Source organism: Diaphorobacter ruginosibacter (genome assembly GCF_014395975.1).
Taxonomy (GTDB): domain Bacteria; phylum Pseudomonadota; class Gammaproteobacteria; order Burkholderiales; family Burkholderiaceae_C; genus Diaphorobacter_A; species Diaphorobacter_A ruginosibacter.
On sequence record NZ_CP060714.1, the window covers coordinates 3,820,949 to 3,841,654 of the forward strand.

Sequence of the window (20,706 nt, forward strand, 5' to 3'; positions counted from 1 at the left end):
AGGCAACGGAGCCCCGGCCGACGCATATCGCCGCATATCGCCGCCTGTAACCGCCGCTATTGTCACCCCTTTGGGCAACAACACACTCCATATGTCATCCGAACAGCCAACGACCCCTCCAGCAGTCCCCGTTGACGAGAACAAGCTCGTCGCAGAGCGCCGCGAAAAACTCAAGGCGCTGCGCGAAGCGCAGGCTGCGGGCAAAGGCGTGGCGTTCCCCAATGATTTCAAGCCGGCCAACCACGCAGCCGACCTGGCCGTCGCGCACGGCGAGGCCGATGCCGAGGCGCTCGAGGCGCAGAACGTGCCCGTCAGCATCGGCGGCCGCATGATGCTCAAGCGCGTGATGGGCAAGGCCAGCTTTGCCACGGTGCAGGACGCGACCGGCCGTATCCAGCTCTACGTGACGCGTGACGCGGTCGGCGAAGAGGCCTATGCCGACTTCAAGAAGTGGGACCTGGGCGACATCATCGGCGCCGAGGGCACGCTCATGAAGACCAAGGCGGGCGAACTGTCGGTCAAGGTCACGAAGATCCGCATGCTCACCAAGAGCCTGCGCCCCATGCCCGACAAGTTCCACGGCGTGGCCGACCAGGAGGTGAAGTACCGCCAGCGTTACGTCGACCTGATGACCGACGAGGATGCCCGCAAGCGCTTCATCGCGCGCAGCAAGGCCGTGGCCGGCATCCGCAGCTTCATGGTGAGCAACGGCTTCCTCGAGGTCGAGACGCCCATGCTGCACCCGATTCCCGGCGGCGCAAACGCCAAGCCCTTCGTCACGCACCACAATGCGCTCGACCAGGAGATGTACCTGCGCATCGCGCCCGAGCTCTACCTGAAGCGCCTGATCGTCGGCGGCTTCGAGCGCGTGTTCGAGATCAACCGCAACTTCCGCAACGAAGGCATCTCCGTTCGCCACAACCCCGAATTCACGATGATGGAGTTCTACGCGGCGTACTGGAACTACCGCGACATCATGGACTACACCGAAGCCATCGTGCGCGACGCAGCACAGAACGCGCGCGGCTCGCTGGTGTTCGAATATGGCGGCAAGGAAGTGGATCTCTCCAAGCCCTTCGAGCGCCTGACGATCCCCGAAGCCATCGTCAAGTTCACCGAGGCAGGCGAGAACGTCACGAACCGCGAGTGGCTGATCAACGCGCTCAAGAAGCTCGGCATGAACGAGGAGAAGGACAAGCTGTCTTCCCGCACGCTTGCAGGCCTGCAGGTGCTGTACTTCGAGGAAGTGGTGGAGGAAAAGCTCTGGCAGCCGACCTTCATCATGGAGCACCCGACCGAGATCTCGCCGCTGGCGCGCGCCAACGATGACCGTCCCGAAGTGACCGAGCGCTTCGAGCTCTACATCACCGGCCGCGAATTCGGCAACGGCTTCTCGGAGCTCAACGACGCCGAAGACCAGGCCGCGCGCTTCAATGCGCAGGTGGACGCCAAGGACAGCGGCGACGACGAGGCCATGTATTTCGACCACGACTTCGTGCGTGCCCTCGAATATGGCATGCCACCCACCGGTGGCTGCGGCATCGGTATCGACCGCCTGATGATGCTGCTCACCGACAGCCCGAGCATTCGCGACATCATCCTGTTCCCGGCACTGCGTCGCGAGCAGTAACAAACGGCAACGGACGGCGGTACACTGGGCTCAGAAACTCCTGATTGTTCACAATCTTGATAGTTTTTTTAGATAAGCTATCAGGGTGACATCGTGATTTTCATGAGCACCCATGAGCCGACCACTCAACGACCTCCCGCTGGAGACAGGACAGGACTCCTCTGACGAACACCCCTTCACGGTGCTGTTGGTCGAGGATCTTGCGTCCGTTCGCGCGGCGCTGGCCAATGAGCTGCGCCGCGCCGGCGTGGCCGAGGTGCTGGAAGCCTCCGACGCCGATCCGGCCCTGCGCCTCTTCAAGCTGCGGCGACCGGACATGGTGCTGCTGGACATCCGCCTTCCCGGTGCGCACGACGGCTACTGGGTTGCCCAGCGCATGCGCGAGCTCGAACCCGGCGGCTGGACCCCCATCATCTTCCTCTCGGGTCTCGACGGCGATCTCGATGTCTGGCGCGGCATCGAGGCCGGCGGCGACGACTATCTCGTCAAGCCCGTCAAACCCATCGTCCTCGCGGCCAAGCTGCGCGCCATGCGCCGCCTGCATGCCATGCGGCGCCGGCTGGTGATGTTGTCCGACGAACTGCATGTCGCCAACCAGCGCCTCAATGAAATGGTGGAGATGGACCCGCTCACGGGGCTGGTCAACCGGCGCGGCTTCGACCGCATCCTGCACACCGAGATCCTGGCCGCGCGGCGCGAGCATGCGCCGCTCACGCTGATGCTGTGCGACCTCGATCACTTCAAGCGCCTCAACGATGCCGCCGGCCACGTCGAGGGCGATGCCTGCCTGCGCGAGGTGGGCCGCGTGCTGCGCGAAGTCTGCGTGCGCCCGCGCGACGTGGCCTCGCGCTACGGCGGCGAGGAGTTCGCCCTCATCCTTCCCAACACCCCGCGTGCGGGAGCGATGACGTTTGCGCGTGCCCTTGGCGGCCTGCTGCGTGCCCGCGGAATCGAGCACCCTGATTCACCGATCGGCCCCGTGCTCACGCTCTCGGGCGGCATCACCACCTGCGTGCCCGACGACACCACCAGTGCCGTCACCATGGTGATGCGCGCGGACGAGGCGCTGTATGCGGCCAAGGCCCAGGGCCGCAACCGCTTCTTCAGCTTCGAGATGCAGATGGATACCATCGAGCAGCGCAAACGCTGACGCAACACGCTCCAGCGCTTATAGTTGGACCTGACCGGGGTTGCCGCAGCGGCATCCGCGCGGTTGCCGCCGCTGCACTCCTTCGCAACCCTCCTGCGCTGTCTTCCAATGCCTCCACCGCGTCTCGCGCGCCGGCCGCTCCAGCGGTGTGGCGCGCCCTGCATGGCAATGGCCTACACGCAGTCTCGCCCGTTCGCCCTTTTTCGGTTCCTGTTCGTCACTTCTATTTTTGTTCCGCGGGCGTGGCGCATGGACATTCCATGCCCCGCACGCAAGCCCTGATCCTTGACCATTTCCTCCTGCCCCACCTGCCAACGCTCGCTCGACACCATGCTTCGCTGGAAATCCCACCTCCCCGTCTGGATTCAAGATTGGCTGGACCTGCTCATTCCCGGGTTCCAGATCGTGCTGATCATCATCGTCGCCATGCTGCTGAACCGGATGTTCAAGCGGCTGCTGCGCCGCGCGGGCGATCACTACCAGTTCCCGCATGAGCTGACCATGCCGGTGACCGTGGTGGTGCGCTGGCTCATCGTCCTGGGGGCCATGCTCATGGTACTGGAGCGGCTCGGCGTATCCGCCTCCGTGCTGTGGACCGCCTTCACGGGCTTCGCCACCGTGGGTGCCGTGGCCTTCTTCGCTGCCTGGAGCGTGCTCTCCAACCTGTTCTGCGCCTTCCTGATCTTCACCGTCGGTCCGTTCCGTGTGGGTGACCACATCGAGGTGCTCGACACGGCCGAAAAGCTGGGTGCCGTCGGCAAGGTTGTGGACATCAACCTGCTCTACACGACGCTCGAAGATTCGACGGCCCCCACGCCGGGTACGCTGCTGCAGATTCCCAACGCGCTGATCTTCCAGCGCGTGGTGCGCCGCTGGCCCGAGGGCAAACCCCTGCCCGCCAGCAAGACGCACAGCCCGCCGGCAGTGACGGCCGAAACCCCTGCCGCCCCCAAGCCTGCCACGTTCCCCTGAATCCGACGCGCCCGCGGCCGTTGGCCTCACCGGTCGCCGAAGCAGATCCCGATGTCCCGCGCCGTGACGATCAGATCGTGGTCCAGGGGCACCGTGCGCTGGACATGGGCCACATCGGACATCGCCACGCTGCCGATCTCGCCATGCTGCAGTGTCACCATGCGGCCCGACGCGCCCTCGATCACCAGCTGCGCCGCGCGATGCCCGAAACGGGTGGCCAGCACGCGGTCGAATGGCGTGGGATCGCCCCCGCGCTGCAGATGGCCCAGCACCGTGGCCCGTACCTCGCTGTCCAGGTGCGGCTGCAGGCGCTCGCGCAGCACATTCGCCACGCCGCCCAGGCGCATGGGTTCGGGGCTGTGCGCAATGCGTTCTCGCACCGTCAGGTCCGCGCCCCGCTCCTTCGCCCCCTCGCCGATGCAGATGATGGTGTAGCGCTGGCGTTGCTCGCGCTCCTTGCAGCGCTGCACCACAACGCTCAGGTCGAAATCGATCTCGGGCAGCAGGATGACATCCGCACCTGCCGCGATGCCCGATTCGAGCGCCAGCCAACCCGCATGCCTTCCCATCGTCTCGACGATCATCACGCGATGATGGCTGTAAGCCGTGCTTTCAATGCGTCGCAGGCCGTCGGTAGCCGTGGCCACGGCCGTGTCGAAGCCAAAACTGCGCTCGCAGTGGGCGATGTCGTTGTCGATGGTCTTGGGCACGCCGATGCAGGGCAAACCGATGCGCTGCTGCAGGCCATGCGCGAGCGACATCGTGCCGTCGCCGCCGATCACCACCAGTGTGTCCAGGCCCAGCGCACGCACATGGCCTGCCACCTGCTGCACCGTGTCCTCGTCCCGCAGCGGATTGCCGCTGTTGCTGGTTCCCAGGATCGTGCCGCCTCTATGCAGAATGCCCGACACATCGCGCCAGCCGAGCGTACGCACGCGCGGCGTGCCGCCCATCAGCCCCTCGAATCCGTCCTCGATGCCGAGCACTTCGCAGCGCCCGTGCTGGATCAGCGACTTGGTCACCGCGCGGATCACCGCATTCAGGCCAGGGCAGTCGCCGCCGCCCGTCAAGACTCCCACACGCATTTGCTCAATCTCCTGTCCATGCACAGCCGGATGCCATGCATGGCGCCATCATCCCACGCGCGAATGCCCCTCATGCCGCAGGAAGATCGTCCGGCTCCACGCGATGCCGCGCGACATCCACGCGCCAGCGGCGATTGTGGAAGGCCAGCACGCTGTCACGATGGGCGATCGACACCAGCGCACCGCCGCGCCGCATCACCAGGTCCACCAGGCGGCGGTAGATGGCGGTTTCGGTCTCGTTGTCCATGGCACTCGTCGCCTCGTCGGCAAATACCCATGCCGGCTGCCTGAGCAGTACCCGCGCCACGGCCAGGCGCTGCTGCTCGCCCCCCGATAGCACGGCGTTCCATACCGCCTGCTCATCGAGCCGCGCGATCATCCCGGGCAATTGGGCATCGGCCAGCGCGCGCTCAAGCGCTGCATCGTCGTAGCGCGAGGCCGGCTCGGGGTAGGCGAGCGCATCGCGCAGGCGGCCATCGGGGAAATAGGGTCGCTGGGGAATGAACATGGCGTCCTGGGGCCGTTCGACGCGGCCCCGTGCGTAGGGCCAGATCCCCGCAAATACGCGCATCAGGGTGGATTTGCCGCTGCCCGATGCGCCGCTGACCAGCACGCGCTGACCGGGCTCGACGAGAAGCGAGGCGTGCTCGAGGATGGCCTGCCCGCGCGGCAGGCTGACATCCAGATCCACCGCCTGCAGGCGCTGGCCCGCCACCCACTGTGCGCCCTCATGCCCATGGGCCTCGTGCTCGCGCAGGCTGGCATCAAAGCCCGCGAGACGCTGCGTGGTGGCGCGCCATGCGGCGATATCCTGGTAGTTGGTGACGACCCAGCTCAGCGAGTCCGAGACCTGGCCGAACGCCGAGCTGATCTGCATGAGCTGGCCCAGCTGGATCGCGCCGCTGAAGAAGCGCGGCGCGGCGATGATGAAGGGAAACACCACCGCGGCCTGCCCGAAGAAAGTGGTGAACCAGATCAGGTTCTTCTGCTTGCGGATCAACGCCAGATAGTTGCCCAGCACGTCAGAGAACCGCATCGACAGGCGCTCGCCCTCGACGCGCTCGCCGCTGTCGAGCGCAATCGCCTCGGAGTGCTCCCGCACGCGGATCATGTAGTGGCGGAAATTGGCCTCGAATTGTTGCTGGCGATTGTTGAGCAGCACCTGCGGTGCGCCCACCCAGAAGGTGATGGCCGTTCCCACGAGACAGTAGAGCACCGCCATCCACACCATGAAGCCGGCGACCTCCCACGTGCCGCCGCCGAGGGCCTGCGGAGCATGCAGCTCCATGACGCCGCTGAGCCCCCACAGGATGCCCACGAAGCTCACGAAGGTGACCATCGCATTGAGCAGCCCCATGGCCAGCGAGACCGTGTAGGTGGTGAAGAGATTCAGGTCCTCCTGGATCCGCTGATCAGGGTTGTCCGGCACCTCCCGGCCACCCGAGCGTCCCAGCTCCAGCTGGTAGAACGCCTTGGCCGCAAGCCAGCGCGAGAGCATCTGCCGCGTGAGCCAGCGCCGCCAGTTCAGTTGCAGCAACTGCGTGAGGTAGAACTTGTAGACCGCGATGGCAATGTAGGCCGCCGCCAGTCCGCTGAACTTGGCGAGCTGCGCCCAGAATACGTCGGCCTGCTTGTTCTGCAGTGCATCGTAGAACACGCGGTTCCACTCGTTGAGCTGCACCAGCATGAACACCACGCCCAGATTGAGCGCCACGATGGCCGCGAGCAGCCCCCAGGCCCTGCCCCTTTCCTCCGACACGAAATACGGGCGCGCCAGCGCCACCGCCTGGTGCATGACTTGCGCGGCATGGCGCAGCTTCTGGTTCAGACTCATACGGCCTCTCATCGGTATGACACCGCGAGCCCCCTCGGAACAGGGAGACCCGCGAAGCGCCCAATTTAGCCGAGGAGTCTGAAGGCTGGCTTAAGAGCGTGTTCAACCGCAGAATGAAAAGCCCGAGAACAGCCGCATCAGCGATTCCGGTGCCAGCCATTGCGCAAGAGCCCACTGGAGCACGGCCATCCCCGCGCACAGGGCCAGCCCCCGACGCAGCCCTTTCATGCGCGTGCTCCCGCAAGCCCTTCGCCAGGATCCTGTGTGCGCTCCACCGCCCTGTCATTGATCGGCCAATGCAGCAACGCCGCCAGCACCCCCAGCGCAATGGAGGCATACCAAAGCCAGAGATATGAATGCGTGGCGTCATACACCACTCCGCCCAGCCATGCCCCGAGGAATCCGCCCACCTGGTGGCCGAAGAACACGAAACCGAACAGCGTGCTCACGTAGCGCACGCCGAACACCTGGGTGATCAGCCCGTTGGTGAGAGGCACTGTGCCCAGCCACAGCAGTCCCATCACCAGCGAGAAAAGGTAGGCGCTTGCCACGGACACCGGCGTGAGGACGAACGCCGCCATCGCAGCCGAGCGCACCAGGTAGAGCCACGCCAGTGCATGCTTGCGGCGCATCCTGCCGCCCAGCCAGCTGCAGACATACGTGCCAGCCACATTGGCCAGCGCGACGATGGCCAGGCACATGCCGGCCTCGCGTGCGCCGAGGCCCAGGTCCAGCAGGTAGGCCGGCATGTGGGCCGCAATGAATGCCAGTTGGAAGCCACAGGCCAGGAAACCAGCATTGAGCAGCCAGAAGCCCTGGTGCGAGAACGCTTCACGCAACGCCGCCGCGAGCGACTGCTCGGGGGCCGGTGCATCGCCCTGCACCTGGAGCCGGGGTTTGTCACGCAGCAGCAGGCCGAGCGGAGCCACCGCCAGCATCACGCCGGCCAAGACCCACACCACAGGTTGCCAGTGCCACTGGCCAAGAAGCGACTGGGTGAGCGGCACCATGAGGAATTGCCCCAAACCGCCCAGCGCACCCGCCACGCCCAGGGCCCATGCGCGGTGCGATGGCGGAAACAGGCGACTGAGCGAGCCATACACCACGGCGAACGCGGTGCCCGACAGCGCCACGCCGATGAGCACGCCATCGCCCAGCGTCAGCATCGCGACACTCCGGGAGGCGGCCATCACCGCCAGGCCCGAAGCGTAGACCAGCGCGCTGGCGAACAGCACCCGCGCCGCGCCGTAGCGATCGGCAATCATTCCGGTGAAGGGCTGCGCCAGCCCCCAGATCAGGTTCTGCAGCGCCACGGCCCAGGCGAAGGCCTCGCGGCTCCATCCCTGGTCGAGGATCACCGGCTGCATCAGCAGCCCCTGGATATGGCGGATGCCCAGGGCACAGCCCATCACCAGCCCTCCGGCCGTGACCAGCCACCAGCGGTGGCGCAGCACCCAGGCATCGTTGTCAGCGGCTGAACGATTGTTCCGAAGCATGGAAGCTCTCCTGTGTCTGTGGGTTCCTCTGTGGGGCAATGCGGAACGGAGCCGCACGGGCCATGCCTGCGTTCAGCTCCCCGGTCTGCGGCCAGACGACGGATGTGGCGGGATTGCTCACCACCAAGGGAGGCGGGCACGAGCCGGGCAATGGCTGCCACAGCAGCCGCGAGAGCACATAGCCATCACTTGGAGGAATGTGAACGGGCTCGGGAGTGTCCCCTGCCACAGAGAGTTCAGCACGCGTATTCATGCTTGCCATTACATGCCTTGCAGGAATAGCATTCAAACGATGATTTCGCCTCGCTCACATGAAGCACAGGAATGTCAGAAAAACTCCTGAAACAACTGCCCTCGCTGGAATTGCTGCGCGGCTTCGTGGCGGTGGGCCGGCGCATGAGCATCACCCAGGCAGCACAGGACCTGTTCCTCACGCAATCGGCGGTGAGCAAGCAGATACGCAGCCTGGAGGATGCGCTGGACACGGTGCTGCTGGTGCGGGGACACCGCAGCATCCAGTTCACCGCTGCCGGCGAGCACCTGTTCCAGAGCGCCGACAGCGCCCTGCGGCAGATGCAGGACACCCTCGACTTCATCGCCGGGCAGCGCCAGCGCTCCACCCTCACGATCACGGCGAGCATCGGCATCACCGCGCTGTGGATTCTTCCACGCCTGCTGGGCTTCCAGCAGCGCTGCCCCGAGGTGGACGTGCGCGTGGCCGCGGACAACCGCCTGCACGCGCCGAATGCACCCGGCATCGACCTGGCGATCCGCTACTGCGCCGAACGCGATGCGCCTCCCGGCGCCGTGCGCCTGTTCGGCGAGACCCTGGTGCTCGTGGCCCATCCATCGCGCCAGGGAGAGCGGCTGGACACGCCTGAGAAGCTTGCAGGGGAAGTGCTGCTCGAACTGGATCTCCCCCATCGCCCCTGGCTGCATTGGCACGGCTGGTTCGCAGCACGCGGCTTCGGCGAATCCACCGCCAGGCGCATGCTGCGCTACAACCAGTACGACCAGGTGGTGCAGGCGGCCATGGCGGGCCAGGGCATTGCCATCGGCCGCCTGGAACTCATCGCCCCCATGCTGGCCGACGGCCGGCTGGTGACCGTGAGCGAGGCGGACACCCGCCTCTGCCCCTACAGCTACTGGCTGCTGCGATTCGGCGAGGTTGCCGCGCGCAACGACGATCCCCGCGAGGCCGCGATCGCGCAATTCACGCAATGGATCCTGGAGGAAGCCCGGCTATGCGAGCGCGGGTAAGCCGGGAAAAGCAACTCAGGGCAGCAGATCGAGCGCGTGCATGTAGGCAGGCTGCACCATCAGTTCGTCCCACGGCTGCGGCAGCGTTTCGGGCAGCAGCGCGATGCGGCGGGCCTCGCCGTTCTCGTCCGCCTGCCACTTGCCGGCGGCCAGCGCCCTGTCCATGTCCGCGAGGAATGAATCGACGATCTCTCCGCCCTCTAGGCTCTGGTTGCACAGCAGCACCAGGTCGCAGCCGGCGTTGAGCGCGGCACACGCGGCCTCCGCGTAACCGATGACGCTGCCGTTGAGGCGGCGCGCGCCCTCCATGCTGAGGTCGTCGCTGAAGATTGCGCCGTCGAAGCGCAACTGGCCGCGCAGGATGTCCTGCAGCCATTTCTGCGAGAAGCCCGCGGGACGCTGATCGACCTTCGGATAGATCACATGCGCGGGCATGACGGAGGTGAGCACGGTGGAGAGCCACGGGTAGGGAGCCGCATCGTCCGCCAGAATGGCCTTGAGCCCACGCTTGTCAACGGGAATGTCGGTATGCGAATCGGCCTTCACGAAGCCATGGCCGGGGAAATGCTTGCCGCAATTGGCCATGCCCGCTTGCAGCAGGCCTTGCATGAGGCTGCGAGCCAACGTGGCAACCACGCGCGGGTCCCGGCCGAACGAGCGGTCGCCGATCACGCCGCTCTCACCCCAGTCGAGATCCAGCACGGGCGTGAAGCTGAAATCCACGCCGCACGAGCGCAGCTCGCTGCCGAGCACATAGCCCGCGGCGGTGGCCGCATCCATGGCACGCATGGCACCCGAGCCTTCGCGGTGCCTGCTGCCCTTGCCATCGTCCATCCACAGCTCGCCGAATGCGCGCATCGCGGGAATGTGCGTGAAGCCATCCGTCCTGAACCGCTGCACGCGCCCACCCTCGTGGTCCACGCAGATCAGCAGGTCGGCTCGCACGGCCTTGATGTCGGCGCACAGTTCAAGCAACTGCTCGCGGTTGTCCCAGTTGCGCGTGAACAGAATCATGCCGCCGACCAGCGGGTGCGCAAGGCGCCGGCGGTCTGCGTCGGTGAGCTGCTTGCCGGCGATGTCGATGATCAGCGGTGCGTGAATCGAGGGGCTCATGTCGTCGTCTTTCAATCCTGTGGCTCGCGCTTGTCGCGCAGCAGGGTCTTGCTCTCGGGTTCGTCGATCTCGACCACGCAGAAGCTCGCCGCATAGTCGGTCTCGTCGGTCACGGTGATGTGCGCGCGCAGACCCTTGGCTTCGAACCAGGTCTTGAGCTCGCCGTGCAGCACGATGTGCGGCTTGCCGCTGGGCAGCTTGCCGATCTCGCAGTTTCGCCAGGTCATCGGCATGCGCATGCCCAGGCCGACGGCCTTGCTGAACGCCTCCTTGGCGGAGAAGCGCGTGGCGAGATAGCTCACGCCGCGCGCGGGCCAGCGCCGGCTGCGCGCACGCCAGGTGGCGAGCTCGGCCTCGGAGAGGATTTTCTCGGCAAAGCGGTCCCCGTGCCGCGCGAGGCTCTCGCGGATGCGGCGGATGTCGCAGATGTCGGTGCCGATGCCGTAGATCATTTCCTGGCAGCCATTCCGGCGTCGATGCTGCGCTGATATGCACGCACGGTTTCGGCATAGCCGAGCTCCAGTGCGTCGGCGATCAACGCGTGGCCGATGGAGACCTCCTGCAGCCCCGGCACACGCGCCACGAAGTCGGGCAGGTTGTCGCGGTTCAGGTCATGGCCCGCATTCACGCCCAGGCCGGCATCGAGTGCGGCCTGGGCCGCCGCGGCATAAACCTGGAGCTGCTGCTCCCTTTCTTCAGCGGTGGCCGCCGCGGCATAGGGCTCGGTGTAGAGCTCGACCCGGTCCGCGCCAGCGGCCTTCGCGGCCGCCATCTGCCCGGGGATCGGGTCCATGAACAGGCTCACGCGCACGCCGAGCGCACGGCATTCCGCGATCAGCGGCTGGAGGCGCCCGGCGTCCTGCGGAAAGGTCCAGCCATGATCGCTGGTGAACTGGTCTTCGCTGTCCGGCACGAACGTCGCCTGGTGCGGCCGCACATCACGGATGAACTGCATCAGGTTCTGCGTTGGGTTGCCTTCGATGTTGAACTCGGCGGCAGGCCAGTCCTTGAGCAACGCTGCAAGCTCGTACACGTCGCTGCCGCGGACGTGGCGCTCGTCGGGGCGCGGGTGGATGGTGATGCCCTGCGCTCCCGCCTCGAGGCACAGCAGCGCGGCGCGCGTCACGCTCGGGATGCCAAGGTGGCGCGTGTTGCGCACCAGCGCGACCTTGTTGACATTCACGGACAGGGCGGTTCGGGAGGATTTGGTAGTCATAGGGATTGCAGATCCATCATGAGCTGGCGCGTGCGCAGCAGCTGGCTGCCGCAATGGTATTGCAGAAGTGCGCGCAGTTGGGCCTTGAGTTCACCCGCGATGCCCGCGCCCATGAGCGCACGCAGCGTGGCGGTGAAGCGGTTGGGGTCGTCTGCGAGCGCCTCGTGCAGTGCGATCCAGTGCGATCCGGCAAGCGTGGACCGCTCCCCCGCCGCAGCGGCACGCAGGCCGCCCTCCGCCACCAGCGTGTAGCGCGCATCGGGCGCCAGGGGCGCGAGCGTCGTGGTCTCGGCATGCAGATCGGGCAGCAGTCCGATTTCGCGCAGCAGCACCAGCTCGAAGCTGCGCAGCACGGGTTCGAGCGCCTCGCCATGCTCGCTTGCCAGCACGCGCACCACGCCCCCATAAATATCGAAGAGCGGCGCATGCGTGTCCTCGCGCGCCAGCAACCGCATCAGCAGCTCGTTGAGATACAGGCCCGAGAGCAGCGCATCGCCCATCGGCATGATGTGCCCGCCCACCCATTCAGCCCCCTTGAGGGCATGGATCTCGCCATGGCCTTCGCCCGCGATCGTGTAGGTCACGCGCAGCGGCTGCAGGGGCAACAGCACGGGACGGAAGTTGGAGGTGGGTTTCTTCGCGCCCTTGGCGACCAGCGCCACGCGGCCGTAGTGGCGCGTGAACGTCTCGAGGATCAGGCTCGACTCGCTCCAGTCGTACTGGTGGAGGATGAAGGCGGGCTCGTCGCTGATGCGCTTGGTGGCCATGCGTTTTCAACACCTTCCGGCATCGGGGCACCGGAAGGCTTCGTGTCCGTCACTCGTAGCCGAAGGAGCGCACCCGGGCCTCGTCGTCCGCCCAGCCCGAACGAACCTTGACCCAGACCTCGAGGAACACCTTCGCATCCATGAGCTTTTCGAGCTCCTGCCGCGCCTCGGTGCTGATGCGCTTGAGGCGTTCGCCCTTCTCGCCAATCACCATGGCCTTGTGGCCATCGCGCTCGACGACGATGGTTGCTGCGATCTTGATGAAGCGCTTGTGCTGCTTGCTCGCCTCTTCCTCGAACTTGTCGATGACCACGGTGGACGTGTAGGGCAGTTCGTCGCCGGTGAAGCGGAACAGCTTTTCGCGCACGGTTTCCGAGGCAAGGAACTTCTCGCTGCGGTCGGTGAGCTCGTCCTCCGAGTACCACCATGGCTGCTCGGGAAGATATTTCTCGACGATGCCGAACAGGCGCTCGATGTCGCTCTTGTTCTTGGCGGACATCGGCACGAACTCGGCGAACGGATGGCGCTCCTGCATGTCGCGCAGCCAGGGGGCGATCTCGGCGCGGCGGTGCACGGTGTCCAGCTTGTTGGCGACCAGCAGCGTGGGAATGCCGGGCTTGAACAGGCTCAGCACCTTGGCGTCGGCCAGCGTGAAGCTGCCGGCCTCGACCACGAACAGGATCAGGTCCACGTCGCCGATCGCGCCCATCACGGTCTTGTTGAGCGATTTGTTCAGCGCCGTGCTGTGGCGGGTCTGGAAGCCCGGTGTATCGACGAACACGAACTGCGTGTTGTCCTTGGTCCGGATGCCGGTGATGCGGTGGCGCGTGGTCTGCGCCTTGCGCGAGGTAATCGAGATCTTCTGGCCCACCAGGGCGTTCATCAGCGTGGACTTGCCCACATTGGGCTTGCCCACGATGGCGATCAGGCCGCAGCGCTGCCCGCTCGCATCTGCCGGTGCGCCGGCCGGCTGGGCAGCGGCCAGCATGGCTTCCAGCTCGGCATTCACCGGGGGCTGCGGGGTGCCGTCTTCCGCAGGCGGCTGAGGATTGTTGTTGTTCGTCGTCATGCGTTGTGTGCTTTCAAATGGACAAGCAGCTTGGCCGCAGCCGCTTGTTCGGCTGCGCGACGCGAGCCGCCGCTGCCATGTTCGGTCAATCCCAGTTCAGGAATTTCGCAGACCACGTCGAAGGTCTGCTTGTGCGCTGCGCCAGCCGTGCTCACCACGTTGTATTGAGGGAGCCTCATCTTGCGCCCCTGCAGCAACTCCTGCAAGGCGGTCTTGGCGTCCTTGGCGGCAGCCTGCTTCTCGGGGCTCAGGTCCACCCCCTCGAAGAAGCGCTGGACCAGCGCCTGCGCGGGCTCGAATCCCCCGTCCAGGTAGACGGCACCGATCAGCGCCTCCACCGCATCGGCCAGGATGGAGGGGCGCAGCTTGCCGCCCGACTTGGACTCGCCCTCGCCCAGGCGCAGCACGTCGGACAGCTTCAGGCGCATGGCGATCCGGTGAAGGGAATCCTGCTTGACCAGATTCGCGCGCATGCGCGAGAGGTCGCCCTCGGGAAGGTCCCGCAGGCGGCGAAACAGCATGTCGGAGACCGCGAGGCTCAGCACCGAGTCACCCAGGAATTCCAGGCGCTCGTTGTGGTCGGAGGAAAAACTGCGATGCGTGACGGCGCGCTGGAGCAGCGCGGAGTCCTTGAAGGCGTGCTGCAGACGGGTCTGCAGCGATTGAAGTTCAGGTGATAACACTACTTGGATGAGGAGGAACCGGCAAGCCGGTAGAGCAGGAACGCCGGTCCGTACAGCGGGATCTCGCGGGTGTACTCGTAGGAAACCACGATCTTCTCGTTCTGCTTGGTGACTTCCAGGTCCTTGCCCGAAATGGAGGTGATGTCGTCGATGGTTCCGGCACGGTCGAACGAAGCGCGCACATCCGGGACCGTCGTGCCCTCGTTGGCCGCCTTCTTCACCGCCTTGTCGATGGCCTGCCATTCCAGAAGAATGGGCAGCGACTTGGTGGCGACGTAGCCGATGCTCACGGCCACCAGCAGGATGAACACCAGGCCGATGAAGGAGATGCCGCGCTGGCGCGAGCGTGGAGCGGATGTGCGATGTGTTGCCATGTTTTCCCTCAATCTCATGAAATGATGATTTACTGATTTCTGCACGTCAATCCCGTCGACGCGCTCACTTCACTCTCTTGTCGCCAGCTTCAGTTGAATGCTCCGATGCGCTTGAAATTGCCGAAGTTCATCCAGATGAAGAACGCGCGGCCGACAATGTTGCCCTCTGGGACAAAGCCCCAGTAGCGCGAATCCAGCGAATTGTCGCGATTGTCGCCCATCACGAAGAAATTGCCTTCGGGGACCGTGCAGGTCACGCCCTCGACGCTGTAGGTGCACTTGTCGCGGTACTGGAAGTTGCTGGCCCCCTGGATGAAGGCGGGAGCGTCATTGTTGTTCAGCACGTTATGGGTGTTGTCGCCGAACTTTTCCTTGAACTGCTTGAAGTAGCGCATCGCGTCTTCTTCGAAGAAATCGGTCATGGCGGTGGTCGGCACGGGCTGGCCGTTGACCGTGAGGCGCTTGTTCAGATACGCCACCTTGTCGCCAGGCACGCCGACGATGCGCTTGATGTAGTCCACATTGGGCTGGGGCGGATAGCGGAACACGACCACATCGCCACGCTGAGGCGCCTTGCCCTGCGTGACACGGGTGTTGAGCACCGGCAGGCGCAGGCCGTAGGTGAACTTGTTCACGAGGATCAGGTCGCCAACCCACAGCGTCGGGTACATCGAGCCCGACGGAATCTTGAAGGGTTCGAACAGGAAGGAACGCAGCAGGAACACGACCAGGATCACCGGGAACAGTCCGGCAGTCCAGTCGAGCCACCATGGCTGCATCAGCAGTTTCTGGCGGGTTTCCTGCAGGTCGTCCGCGCCGTCGGGACGGATGCCCATGCGTTCGAGCTCCTCACGGCGCTGCGTGGTCGACGATGCGAATGCCTCCGCGGCCTTGCTGCGGCGGGGCAGGAAGTAAAAGCGCTCCGCAACCCAGTAGACGCCCGTCACGACGGTGGCGAGAAACAGCAGCAGCGCGAAATTGCCCTCGATGGCTCCCACATACCAGGCGCCGATGTAGCCCACAAAGGCTGCGAGGATCAGAGATGTCAAAACTTGCATGGGCTGATGCCTTCTTCTTCCTGAATCTTTGTTCTCAATCTTCCACCTGCAGGATCGCGAGGAATGCTTCCTGGGGCACTTCCACCGAGCCGATCTGCTTCATGCGCTTCTTGCCTGCCTTCTGCTTCTCGAGCAGCTTGCGCTTGCGGGTGATGTCGCCGCCGTAGCATTTTGCCAGCACGTTCTTGCGCAGCGCCTTGATGGTTTCGCGCGCGATGATGTTCGCGCCGATGGCGGCCTGGATGGCCACGTCGAACATCTGCCGGCTGATGATCTCGCGCATCTTCGCGGCCACCGCGCGGCCGCGGTACTGGGCCTGCGTGCGGTGCACGATGATGGAGAGCGCGTCGACCTTCTCGCCGTTGAGCAGGATGTCCACCTTCACCACATCGGAGGCGCGGTACTCCTTGAACTCGTAGTCCATGGAGGCATAGCCGCGCGATACCGACTTGAGCTTGTCGAAGAAGTCCAGCACGATTTCGCCGAGCGGCAGCTCGTAGGTCAGCATCACCTGGCGGCCGTGGTAGGCCATGTTCATCTGCACGCCGCGCTTCTGGTTCGCCAGTGTCATCACCGGGCCCACGTATTCCTGCGGCATATAGAGATGCACGGTGACGATCGGCTCCCTGATTTCCTGGATCCGGCCCTGGTCCGGCATCTTGGACGGGTTCTCCACCATGATGACTTCGCCATCCCCCTTGACCACTTCATAGACCACGCTCGGCGCGGTCGTGATGAGATCCTGGTCGAACTCGCGCTCCAGGCGCTCCTGCACGATCTCCATGTGCAGCAGGCCGAGGAAGCCGCAGCGGAAACCGAAACCCAGCGCCTGGGACACTTCCGGTTCGAACTGCAGCGATGCATCGTTGAGCTGGAGCTTTTCCAGCGCATCGCGCAACGCATCGTACTGATTGGCTTCGGTCGGGTACAGGCCCGCGAACACCTGTGGCTGGATTTCCTTGAAGCCCGGCAGCGCCTCGGAGGCAGGCCCCAGGTTGTTGGGCAGCTTCTTCTCGAGCGTGATGGTGTCACCCACCTTCGCGGCCTTGAGCTCCTTGATGCCCGCGATGATGTAGCCCACCTCGCCCGCCCTGAGCGCATCGCGCGGCAGGTTGGCCGGCGTGAACACGCCGAGATTGTTGGCTTCGTAGGCGGCATTGGTCGCCATCATCTTGAAGCGCTCGCCCTTCTTGAGCTCGCCGTCGACCACGCGCACCAGCATCACCACGCCGACGTAGGAGTCGAACCAGCTGTCGATGATCATCGCGCGCAGCGGCGCATCGGGGTTGCCCTTGGGCGCGGGCACCTTGGCGACCACGGCCTCCAGAATCTCGTCGATGCCCATGCCGGTCTTGGCCGAGCAGGGAATCGCATCCGTCGCATCGATGCCGATCACATCCTCGACTTCCGCCTTGGCGTTGTCGGGATCGGCGTTCGGCAGATCCATCTTGTTGAGCACGGGCAGCACCTCGACACCGAGGTCGAGCGCCGTGTAGCAGTTCGCCACGGTCTGCGCCTCGACACCCTGCGATGCATCGACCACGAGCAGCGCACCTTCGCATGCGGAGAGCGAGCGCGAGACCTCGTACGAGAAGTCCACGTGACCGGGCGTGTCGATCAGATTGAGGTTGTAGACCTTGCCGTCGAGGGCCTTGTACTGCAGTGCTGCAGTCTGGGCCTTGATGGTTATCCCACGCTCTTTCTCGATGTCCATCGAGTCCAGCACCTGGGCTTCCATTTCGCGCTCTGCAAGGCCGCCGCAACGCTGAATGAGTCGGTCAGCGAGCGTGGACTTGCCGTGGTCGATGTGGGCAATGATCGAAAAATTTCTGATGTGATTCATCAACGGAAAACGACAAGTGTTTGAATTGCAATGACGCAGACAAGAAAAAAGGGCGCGTCAAATAGCGACGCGCCCTAAACCAACAATCTTTGGCAACTGCGATAGTTGGAGCTTCATTGTAGGCAAAAAGGCCTTCTCGGGAAGCCCATCCGACTGCAGTCGAGGGGCGTTGCCGCATTGCAACGGGATATTTATTCACAGGTTATCAACAATTTTAACACATCCACGATGAACAACTTGTGCGTGATCTGTGGACTGCTTGTGTATCGATTCGACTCATCCCACATGATGGGGGATTCGAGTCTATTTATACTCATATTGGTTGTTGGACGCCCGCTATTCTATAGAAATTAGCAGATAGAAAGAATTTTGGGGTCGTAGCAGAAACCGCAAAATTTCTGCTTCCGGGTTGACTGAGCAGCTCCGGAGACAGCAAAAAGCCCCACTTCCGCGTCGGTGGTGAGGCCATTTCCGCCGCCGCCCGGAGTACCGGGCAGACCCAGAGCCACCTTCAGCGAGCCGGGCGAATCAGCGCATATTGCGCCCAATCCCCACGGCGGTAGAGCACGTTGATGGGCTTGCTCTTGTCGACCTTCGAGAGAGCCGCCTCGAACTCCTTCACGTTGTGGATCTCGACATTGGCGACGCTCATGATGACGTCGCCCTCGCGCAGGCCCGCACGGGCCGCCGCCTCGGCCACCTCGGTCACGCGCACACCGCTCTTGACCTTCAGCTCCTTGCGTTGGGCGTCCGTCAGGTCGGCCACCACCAACCCCAGTTGCTCCGCAGCCACCGAAGACGATTTCGGCTTGGCATTGCCCGAGCCACCCTTCGCAGCCGCAGCCTTCTCGTCGGGCTCGACCTCGGCGATCGTGATCGGCAGGTCGCGCGAAGCACCACGGCGGAACACGGTCACGGTGGACTTGGTGCCTGGCTTGGTGTTGCCCACGAGCCGCGGCAGATCCACCGTCTTCTCGACGGCCTTGCCGTCGAACTTGGTGATCACGTCACCCGCCTCGACGCCGGCCTTCTCGGCGGGCGAGCCCACCTCGACGCCGCGCACCAGCGCACCCTGCGGCTTGGCCATGCCCAGCGATTCGGCCACGTCCTTGGAGACCTGCTCGATCTGCACGCCGATGCGGCCACGGCTCACGCGACCCGAGGCACGCAGCTGATCGCTCACACGGATCGCCTCGTCGATCGGGATGGCGAACGAGATGCCCATGAAGCCGCCGGAGCGCGAATAGATCTGGCTGTTGATACCGACCACCTCGCCACGCATGTTGATCAGCGGGCCGCCCGAGTTACCGGGATTCACCGCCACGTCGGTCTGGATCAGTGGCAGAAAGTCACCCGTGTCCCGCTGCTTGGCGCTCACGATGCCCGCGGTCACCGTGTTATCGAGTCCGAATGGCGAGCCGATCGCGATCACCCACTCACCCACCTTGAGGCGATTCACGTCGCCAACCTTCACGGCCGGCAAGCCCGTCGCATCGATCTTCACCACGGCCACGTCCGATCGCTTGTCCGACCCCACGATCTTCGCCTTGAACTCGCGCTTGTCGGTCAGCGTGACGATCACCTCGTCGGCACCCTCCACCACGTGGGCGTTGGTCATCACATAGCCATCGGAACTCAGGATGAAGCCCGAGCCCACGCCACGCGGCTGCTCTTCCTGCTGCTGGGGCTGCGAGCGGCGTGGCGATTGCTGGCGCGGCACGTTCGGCACGGGGATGCCGAAGCGCTTGAAGAACTCCAGCATGTCCTCATCCATGCCCGTCGGCGATTCACCGGGCGTCACGCGCTCGGTGGTGCGGATGTTCACGACGGCAGGCCCGACCTGGTCGACCAGGTCGGTGAAGTCAGGCAGGCCGCGTGCGACGGCCGCAGGCTGTGCATGAACCGGCTGAACGGCGCCCATGGAAGCGCCCAGCGCAACCGCCGTGATGACGGCCATCGCGCAGCCATGCAAAGTTTTCGGAGGAGTCCTCAGCATCAATACCTCTCAAGGAATTCTGTACGTTAGCAAATGGATTGCTCTCATCTGTGAAGGACAAATGCGCCATTTGGTTCCCGACGAGGCCGCAGATTCAGGCTGCGCTCGCGGGATCACATCAGCCCGATGTCTGCTTTATAGCCGATGCGAAGCGCTGGAGCGTTGCGAGCGGAACTTCACCCACCATGGTGACCCAGCTGTCGCCGGCAACGCGTGCGGACAGGGTGTGGGTCGCGCCGACGCGCAACTCCTGCCCTTCGAAGGCATGCCGGTCTTCCCTGTACGGCTCAAGGAACACCGAGATCGTGGCCAGCCCGTCGGAATAGACGCATTGCACCTGCGCCGATCGCAACGGCTGCAGGTGCAGCTTCTGTCTCTGCGAGCAATTGAGCAGCACGAAGCCCTCCACAGGCACCGGCAACTGCCAGCCATGGGCCTCAAGCGTGGTGGGGAAACGGGGCTGGTGCACCACGCGGTATCCGACGACGTCGTTCATCATGGATCGGATCTGCGTGCCGCTCATGGGAGTGCTCGGCTCCAGATCCATGAAAGCCGCCTGTTCGAGCAGCTTGCCGCCAGGAGTGAGCGTCTGCCACTTCAACACCAGGCCGCTCTGCCGGTCCAGCCAGATGCGGTAGCCAAAGCGATAAGCATCGCGCGAGCGCAGCTGCAGGAGATCGGCCTCCCTGCCTGCCACGCGTTCGCCGCCGACCATATCCACCGCATAGCCCTTCGCGAGCGATGCGGCATCTATGCCCTTGGCACGGGGGAATCTGCGCGGCATCTCGCGCGTGTCTATCCGCACCACGCGGTCGTCCGGCATGAACGTGCGGACGTCGGCATTCTGGCGATAGACAATGCGCGGCGTGCCGCTCAGGGCCTCCACGCGTTCGATCTGCTGCTCCTTGTCGCACACGTGCCAGACACGCGAACTGCTCATCACCCCTGACGACGACGTCACGACGAAGGTGCCGCTGTAGGTCGAAAAATCGGTGGCCTTGCGCATGCGCTCAAGCCAGCCGTGCACATCAAGGGCGGCGGCTTCGGAACGGGCGATCGGATGGGTGCCGCAATTCGCGGCAGCCACCCAGGGCGCCAACCCCATCGAGACGGCGACGACCCATGCCCTGCCGGCCCCCATCATGGAGGCCGAGTACATC

General features: G+C 64.6%; 20 protein-coding genes. 4 read left to right on the top strand and 16 right to left on the bottom strand.

The genetic code is table 11. The features are described 5' to 3' along the window. Positions 1–91: 91 nt before the first annotated feature. From lysS to H9K76_RS17390, 3 genes are all read left to right on the top strand, one after another. A complete protein-coding gene (lysS, locus tag H9K76_RS17380) occupies positions 92–1,630 on the top strand; it encodes a lysine--tRNA ligase (protein WP_187596577.1) in 1,539 nt (512 codons plus the stop codon). A gap of 112 nt (positions 1,631–1,742) precedes the next feature. Further along, a complete protein-coding gene (locus H9K76_RS17385; RefSeq protein WP_187596578.1) occupies positions 1,743–2,780 on the top strand; it encodes a GGDEF domain-containing protein in 1,038 nt (345 codons plus the stop codon). A 330-nt stretch (positions 2,781–3,110) separates the two neighbouring features. Further along, on the top strand, positions 3,111–3,752 hold the full coding sequence (locus H9K76_RS17390; RefSeq protein WP_187600703.1) for a mechanosensitive ion channel family protein: 642 nt from the start codon (positions 3,111–3,113) through the stop codon (positions 3,750–3,752). A gap of 26 nt (positions 3,753–3,778) precedes the next feature. Here the strand turns inward: H9K76_RS17390 and H9K76_RS17395 are convergent, their stop codons facing one another. The 5 genes from H9K76_RS17395 to H9K76_RS17410 form a co-directional block, all read right to left on the bottom strand. Beyond that, positions 3,779–4,837: a 6-phosphofructokinase gene (locus tag H9K76_RS17395; RefSeq protein ID WP_187596579.1), complete on the bottom strand. Its 1,059-nt coding sequence runs from the start codon at positions 4,835–4,837 to the stop codon at positions 3,779–3,781. Between the two features lie 70 nt (positions 4,838–4,907). Continuing rightward, entirely contained in the window at positions 4,908–6,671 is a 1,764-nt protein-coding gene (locus H9K76_RS17400; protein ID WP_246475104.1) for an ABC transporter ATP-binding protein/permease, read from the bottom strand. A gap of 102 nt (positions 6,672–6,773) precedes the next feature. Further along, the gene (locus H9K76_RS23600) at positions 6,774–6,899 is read right to left on the bottom strand and encodes a hypothetical protein (RefSeq protein WP_281394105.1); all 126 of its coding nucleotides are present in this window, start codon (positions 6,897–6,899) and stop codon (positions 6,774–6,776) included. Beyond that, positions 6,896–8,167, bottom strand: a complete 1,272-nt coding sequence (locus H9K76_RS17405; RefSeq protein WP_246475105.1) for an MFS transporter — start codon at positions 8,165–8,167, stop codon at positions 6,896–6,898. The genes H9K76_RS23600 and H9K76_RS17405 overlap by 4 nt, the downstream gene beginning before the upstream one ends. After that, a complete protein-coding gene (locus H9K76_RS17410) occupies positions 8,139–8,420 on the bottom strand; it encodes a hypothetical protein (protein WP_187596581.1) in 282 nt (93 codons plus the stop codon). Before H9K76_RS17410 ends, H9K76_RS17405 begins: the two co-directional genes overlap by 29 nt. Before the next feature lie 71 nt (positions 8,421–8,491). Between H9K76_RS17410 and H9K76_RS17415 the strand changes: the two genes are divergently transcribed. Next, on the top strand, positions 8,492–9,427 hold the full coding sequence (locus H9K76_RS17415) for a LysR substrate-binding domain-containing protein (RefSeq protein ID WP_187596582.1): 936 nt from the start codon (positions 8,492–8,494) through the stop codon (positions 9,425–9,427). 15 nt (positions 9,428–9,442) lie between these two features. On the opposite strand, the gene nagZ is transcribed toward H9K76_RS17415, so the two are convergent. The 11 genes from nagZ to H9K76_RS17470 form a co-directional block, all read right to left on the bottom strand. Next, positions 9,443–10,540 (bottom strand): beta-N-acetylhexosaminidase, encoded by a 1,098-nt coding sequence (gene nagZ / locus H9K76_RS17420; RefSeq protein ID WP_187596583.1) that lies wholly within the window; start codon positions 10,538–10,540, stop codon positions 9,443–9,445. An 11-nt stretch (positions 10,541–10,551) separates the two neighbouring features. Further along, complete coding sequence (gene acpS / locus H9K76_RS17425) at positions 10,552–10,992, bottom strand: holo-ACP synthase (protein ID WP_187596584.1); 441 nt, start codon at positions 10,990–10,992, stop codon at positions 10,552–10,554. Next, entirely contained in the window at positions 10,989–11,756 is a 768-nt protein-coding gene (locus H9K76_RS17430) for a pyridoxine 5'-phosphate synthase (RefSeq protein ID WP_187596585.1), read from the bottom strand. The genes acpS and H9K76_RS17430 overlap by 4 nt, the downstream gene beginning before the upstream one ends. Then, complete coding sequence (gene recO / locus H9K76_RS17435; protein WP_187596586.1) at positions 11,753–12,523, bottom strand: DNA repair protein RecO; 771 nt, start codon at positions 12,521–12,523, stop codon at positions 11,753–11,755. Before recO ends, H9K76_RS17430 begins: the two co-directional genes overlap by 4 nt. 49 nt (positions 12,524–12,572) lie before the next feature. Beyond that, positions 12,573–13,511, bottom strand: a complete 939-nt coding sequence (gene era / locus H9K76_RS17440; protein ID WP_187600705.1) for a GTPase Era — start codon at positions 13,509–13,511, stop codon at positions 12,573–12,575. A gap of 77 nt (positions 13,512–13,588) precedes the next feature. Then, positions 13,589–14,275: a ribonuclease III gene (gene rnc / locus H9K76_RS17445; RefSeq protein WP_187596587.1), complete on the bottom strand. Its 687-nt coding sequence runs from the start codon at positions 14,273–14,275 to the stop codon at positions 13,589–13,591. Continuing rightward, positions 14,275–14,649, bottom strand: coding sequence for a DUF4845 domain-containing protein (locus H9K76_RS17450; RefSeq protein WP_187596588.1), 375 nt, complete (start codon positions 14,647–14,649; stop codon positions 14,275–14,277). The genes rnc and H9K76_RS17450 overlap by 1 nt, the downstream gene beginning before the upstream one ends. Before the next feature lie 89 nt (positions 14,650–14,738). After that, the gene (gene lepB, locus H9K76_RS17455; protein WP_187596589.1) at positions 14,739–15,707 is read right to left on the bottom strand and encodes a signal peptidase I; all 969 of its coding nucleotides are present in this window, start codon (positions 15,705–15,707) and stop codon (positions 14,739–14,741) included. 34 nt (positions 15,708–15,741) lie between these two features. Beyond that, a complete protein-coding gene (gene lepA / locus H9K76_RS17460; protein ID WP_187596590.1) occupies positions 15,742–17,550 on the bottom strand; it encodes a translation elongation factor 4 in 1,809 nt (602 codons plus the stop codon). A gap of 511 nt (positions 17,551–18,061) precedes the next feature. Continuing rightward, positions 18,062–19,507 (bottom strand): DegQ family serine endoprotease, encoded by a 1,446-nt coding sequence (locus tag H9K76_RS17465; RefSeq protein ID WP_187596591.1) that lies wholly within the window; start codon positions 19,505–19,507, stop codon positions 18,062–18,064. 157 nt (positions 19,508–19,664) lie between these two features. Then, complete coding sequence (locus tag H9K76_RS17470; protein WP_187596592.1) at positions 19,665–20,705, bottom strand: MucB/RseB C-terminal domain-containing protein; 1,041 nt, start codon at positions 20,703–20,705, stop codon at positions 19,665–19,667. Between the last annotated feature and the right edge of the window lies 1 nt (position 20,706).

Coding starts and splice junctions, on each gene's coding strand:
- lysS (WP_187596577.1), top strand. CDS start 92: ATGTCATCCGAACAGCCAACGACCCCTCCAGCAGTCCCCGTTGACGAG.
- H9K76_RS17385 (WP_187596578.1), top strand. CDS start 1,743: ATGAGCCGACCACTCAACGACCTCCCGCTGGAGACAGGACAGGACTCC.
- H9K76_RS17390 (WP_187600703.1), top strand. CDS start 3,111: ATGCTTCGCTGGAAATCCCACCTCCCCGTCTGGATTCAAGATTGGCTG.
- H9K76_RS17395 (WP_187596579.1), bottom strand. CDS start 4,837: ATGCGTGTGGGAGTCTTGACGGGCGGCGGCGACTGCCCTGGCCTGAAT.
- H9K76_RS17400 (WP_246475104.1), bottom strand. CDS start 6,671: ATGAGTCTGAACCAGAAGCTGCGCCATGCCGCGCAAGTCATGCACCAG.
- H9K76_RS23600 (WP_281394105.1), bottom strand. CDS start 6,899: ATGAAAGGGCTGCGTCGGGGGCTGGCCCTGTGCGCGGGGATGGCCGTG.
- H9K76_RS17405 (WP_246475105.1), bottom strand. CDS start 8,167: ATGCTTCGGAACAATCGTTCAGCCGCTGACAACGATGCCTGGGTGCTG.
- H9K76_RS17410 (WP_187596581.1), bottom strand. CDS start 8,420: ATGAATACGCGTGCTGAACTCTCTGTGGCAGGGGACACTCCCGAGCCC.
- H9K76_RS17415 (WP_187596582.1), top strand. CDS start 8,492: ATGTCAGAAAAACTCCTGAAACAACTGCCCTCGCTGGAATTGCTGCGC.
- nagZ (WP_187596583.1), bottom strand. CDS start 10,540: ATGAGCCCCTCGATTCACGCACCGCTGATCATCGACATCGCCGGCAAG.
- acpS (WP_187596584.1), bottom strand. CDS start 10,992: ATGATCTACGGCATCGGCACCGACATCTGCGACATCCGCCGCATCCGC.
- H9K76_RS17430 (WP_187596585.1), bottom strand. CDS start 11,756: ATGACTACCAAATCCTCCCGAACCGCCCTGTCCGTGAATGTCAACAAG.
- recO (WP_187596586.1), bottom strand. CDS start 12,523: ATGGCCACCAAGCGCATCAGCGACGAGCCCGCCTTCATCCTCCACCAG.
- era (WP_187600705.1), bottom strand. CDS start 13,511: ATGCTGGCCGCTGCCCAGCCGGCCGGCGCACCGGCAGATGCGAGCGGG.
- H9K76_RS17450 (WP_187596588.1), bottom strand. CDS start 14,649: ATGGCAACACATCGCACATCCGCTCCACGCTCGCGCCAGCGCGGCATC.
- lepB (WP_187596589.1), bottom strand. CDS start 15,707: ATGCAAGTTTTGACATCTCTGATCCTCGCAGCCTTTGTGGGCTACATC.
- lepA (WP_187596590.1), bottom strand. CDS start 17,550: ATGAATCACATCAGAAATTTTTCGATCATTGCCCACATCGACCACGGC.
- H9K76_RS17465 (WP_187596591.1), bottom strand. CDS start 19,507: ATGGCCGTCATCACGGCGGTTGCGCTGGGCGCTTCCATGGGCGCCGTT.
- H9K76_RS17470 (WP_187596592.1), bottom strand. CDS start 20,705: ATGTACTCGGCCTCCATGATGGGGGCCGGCAGGGCATGGGTCGTCGCC.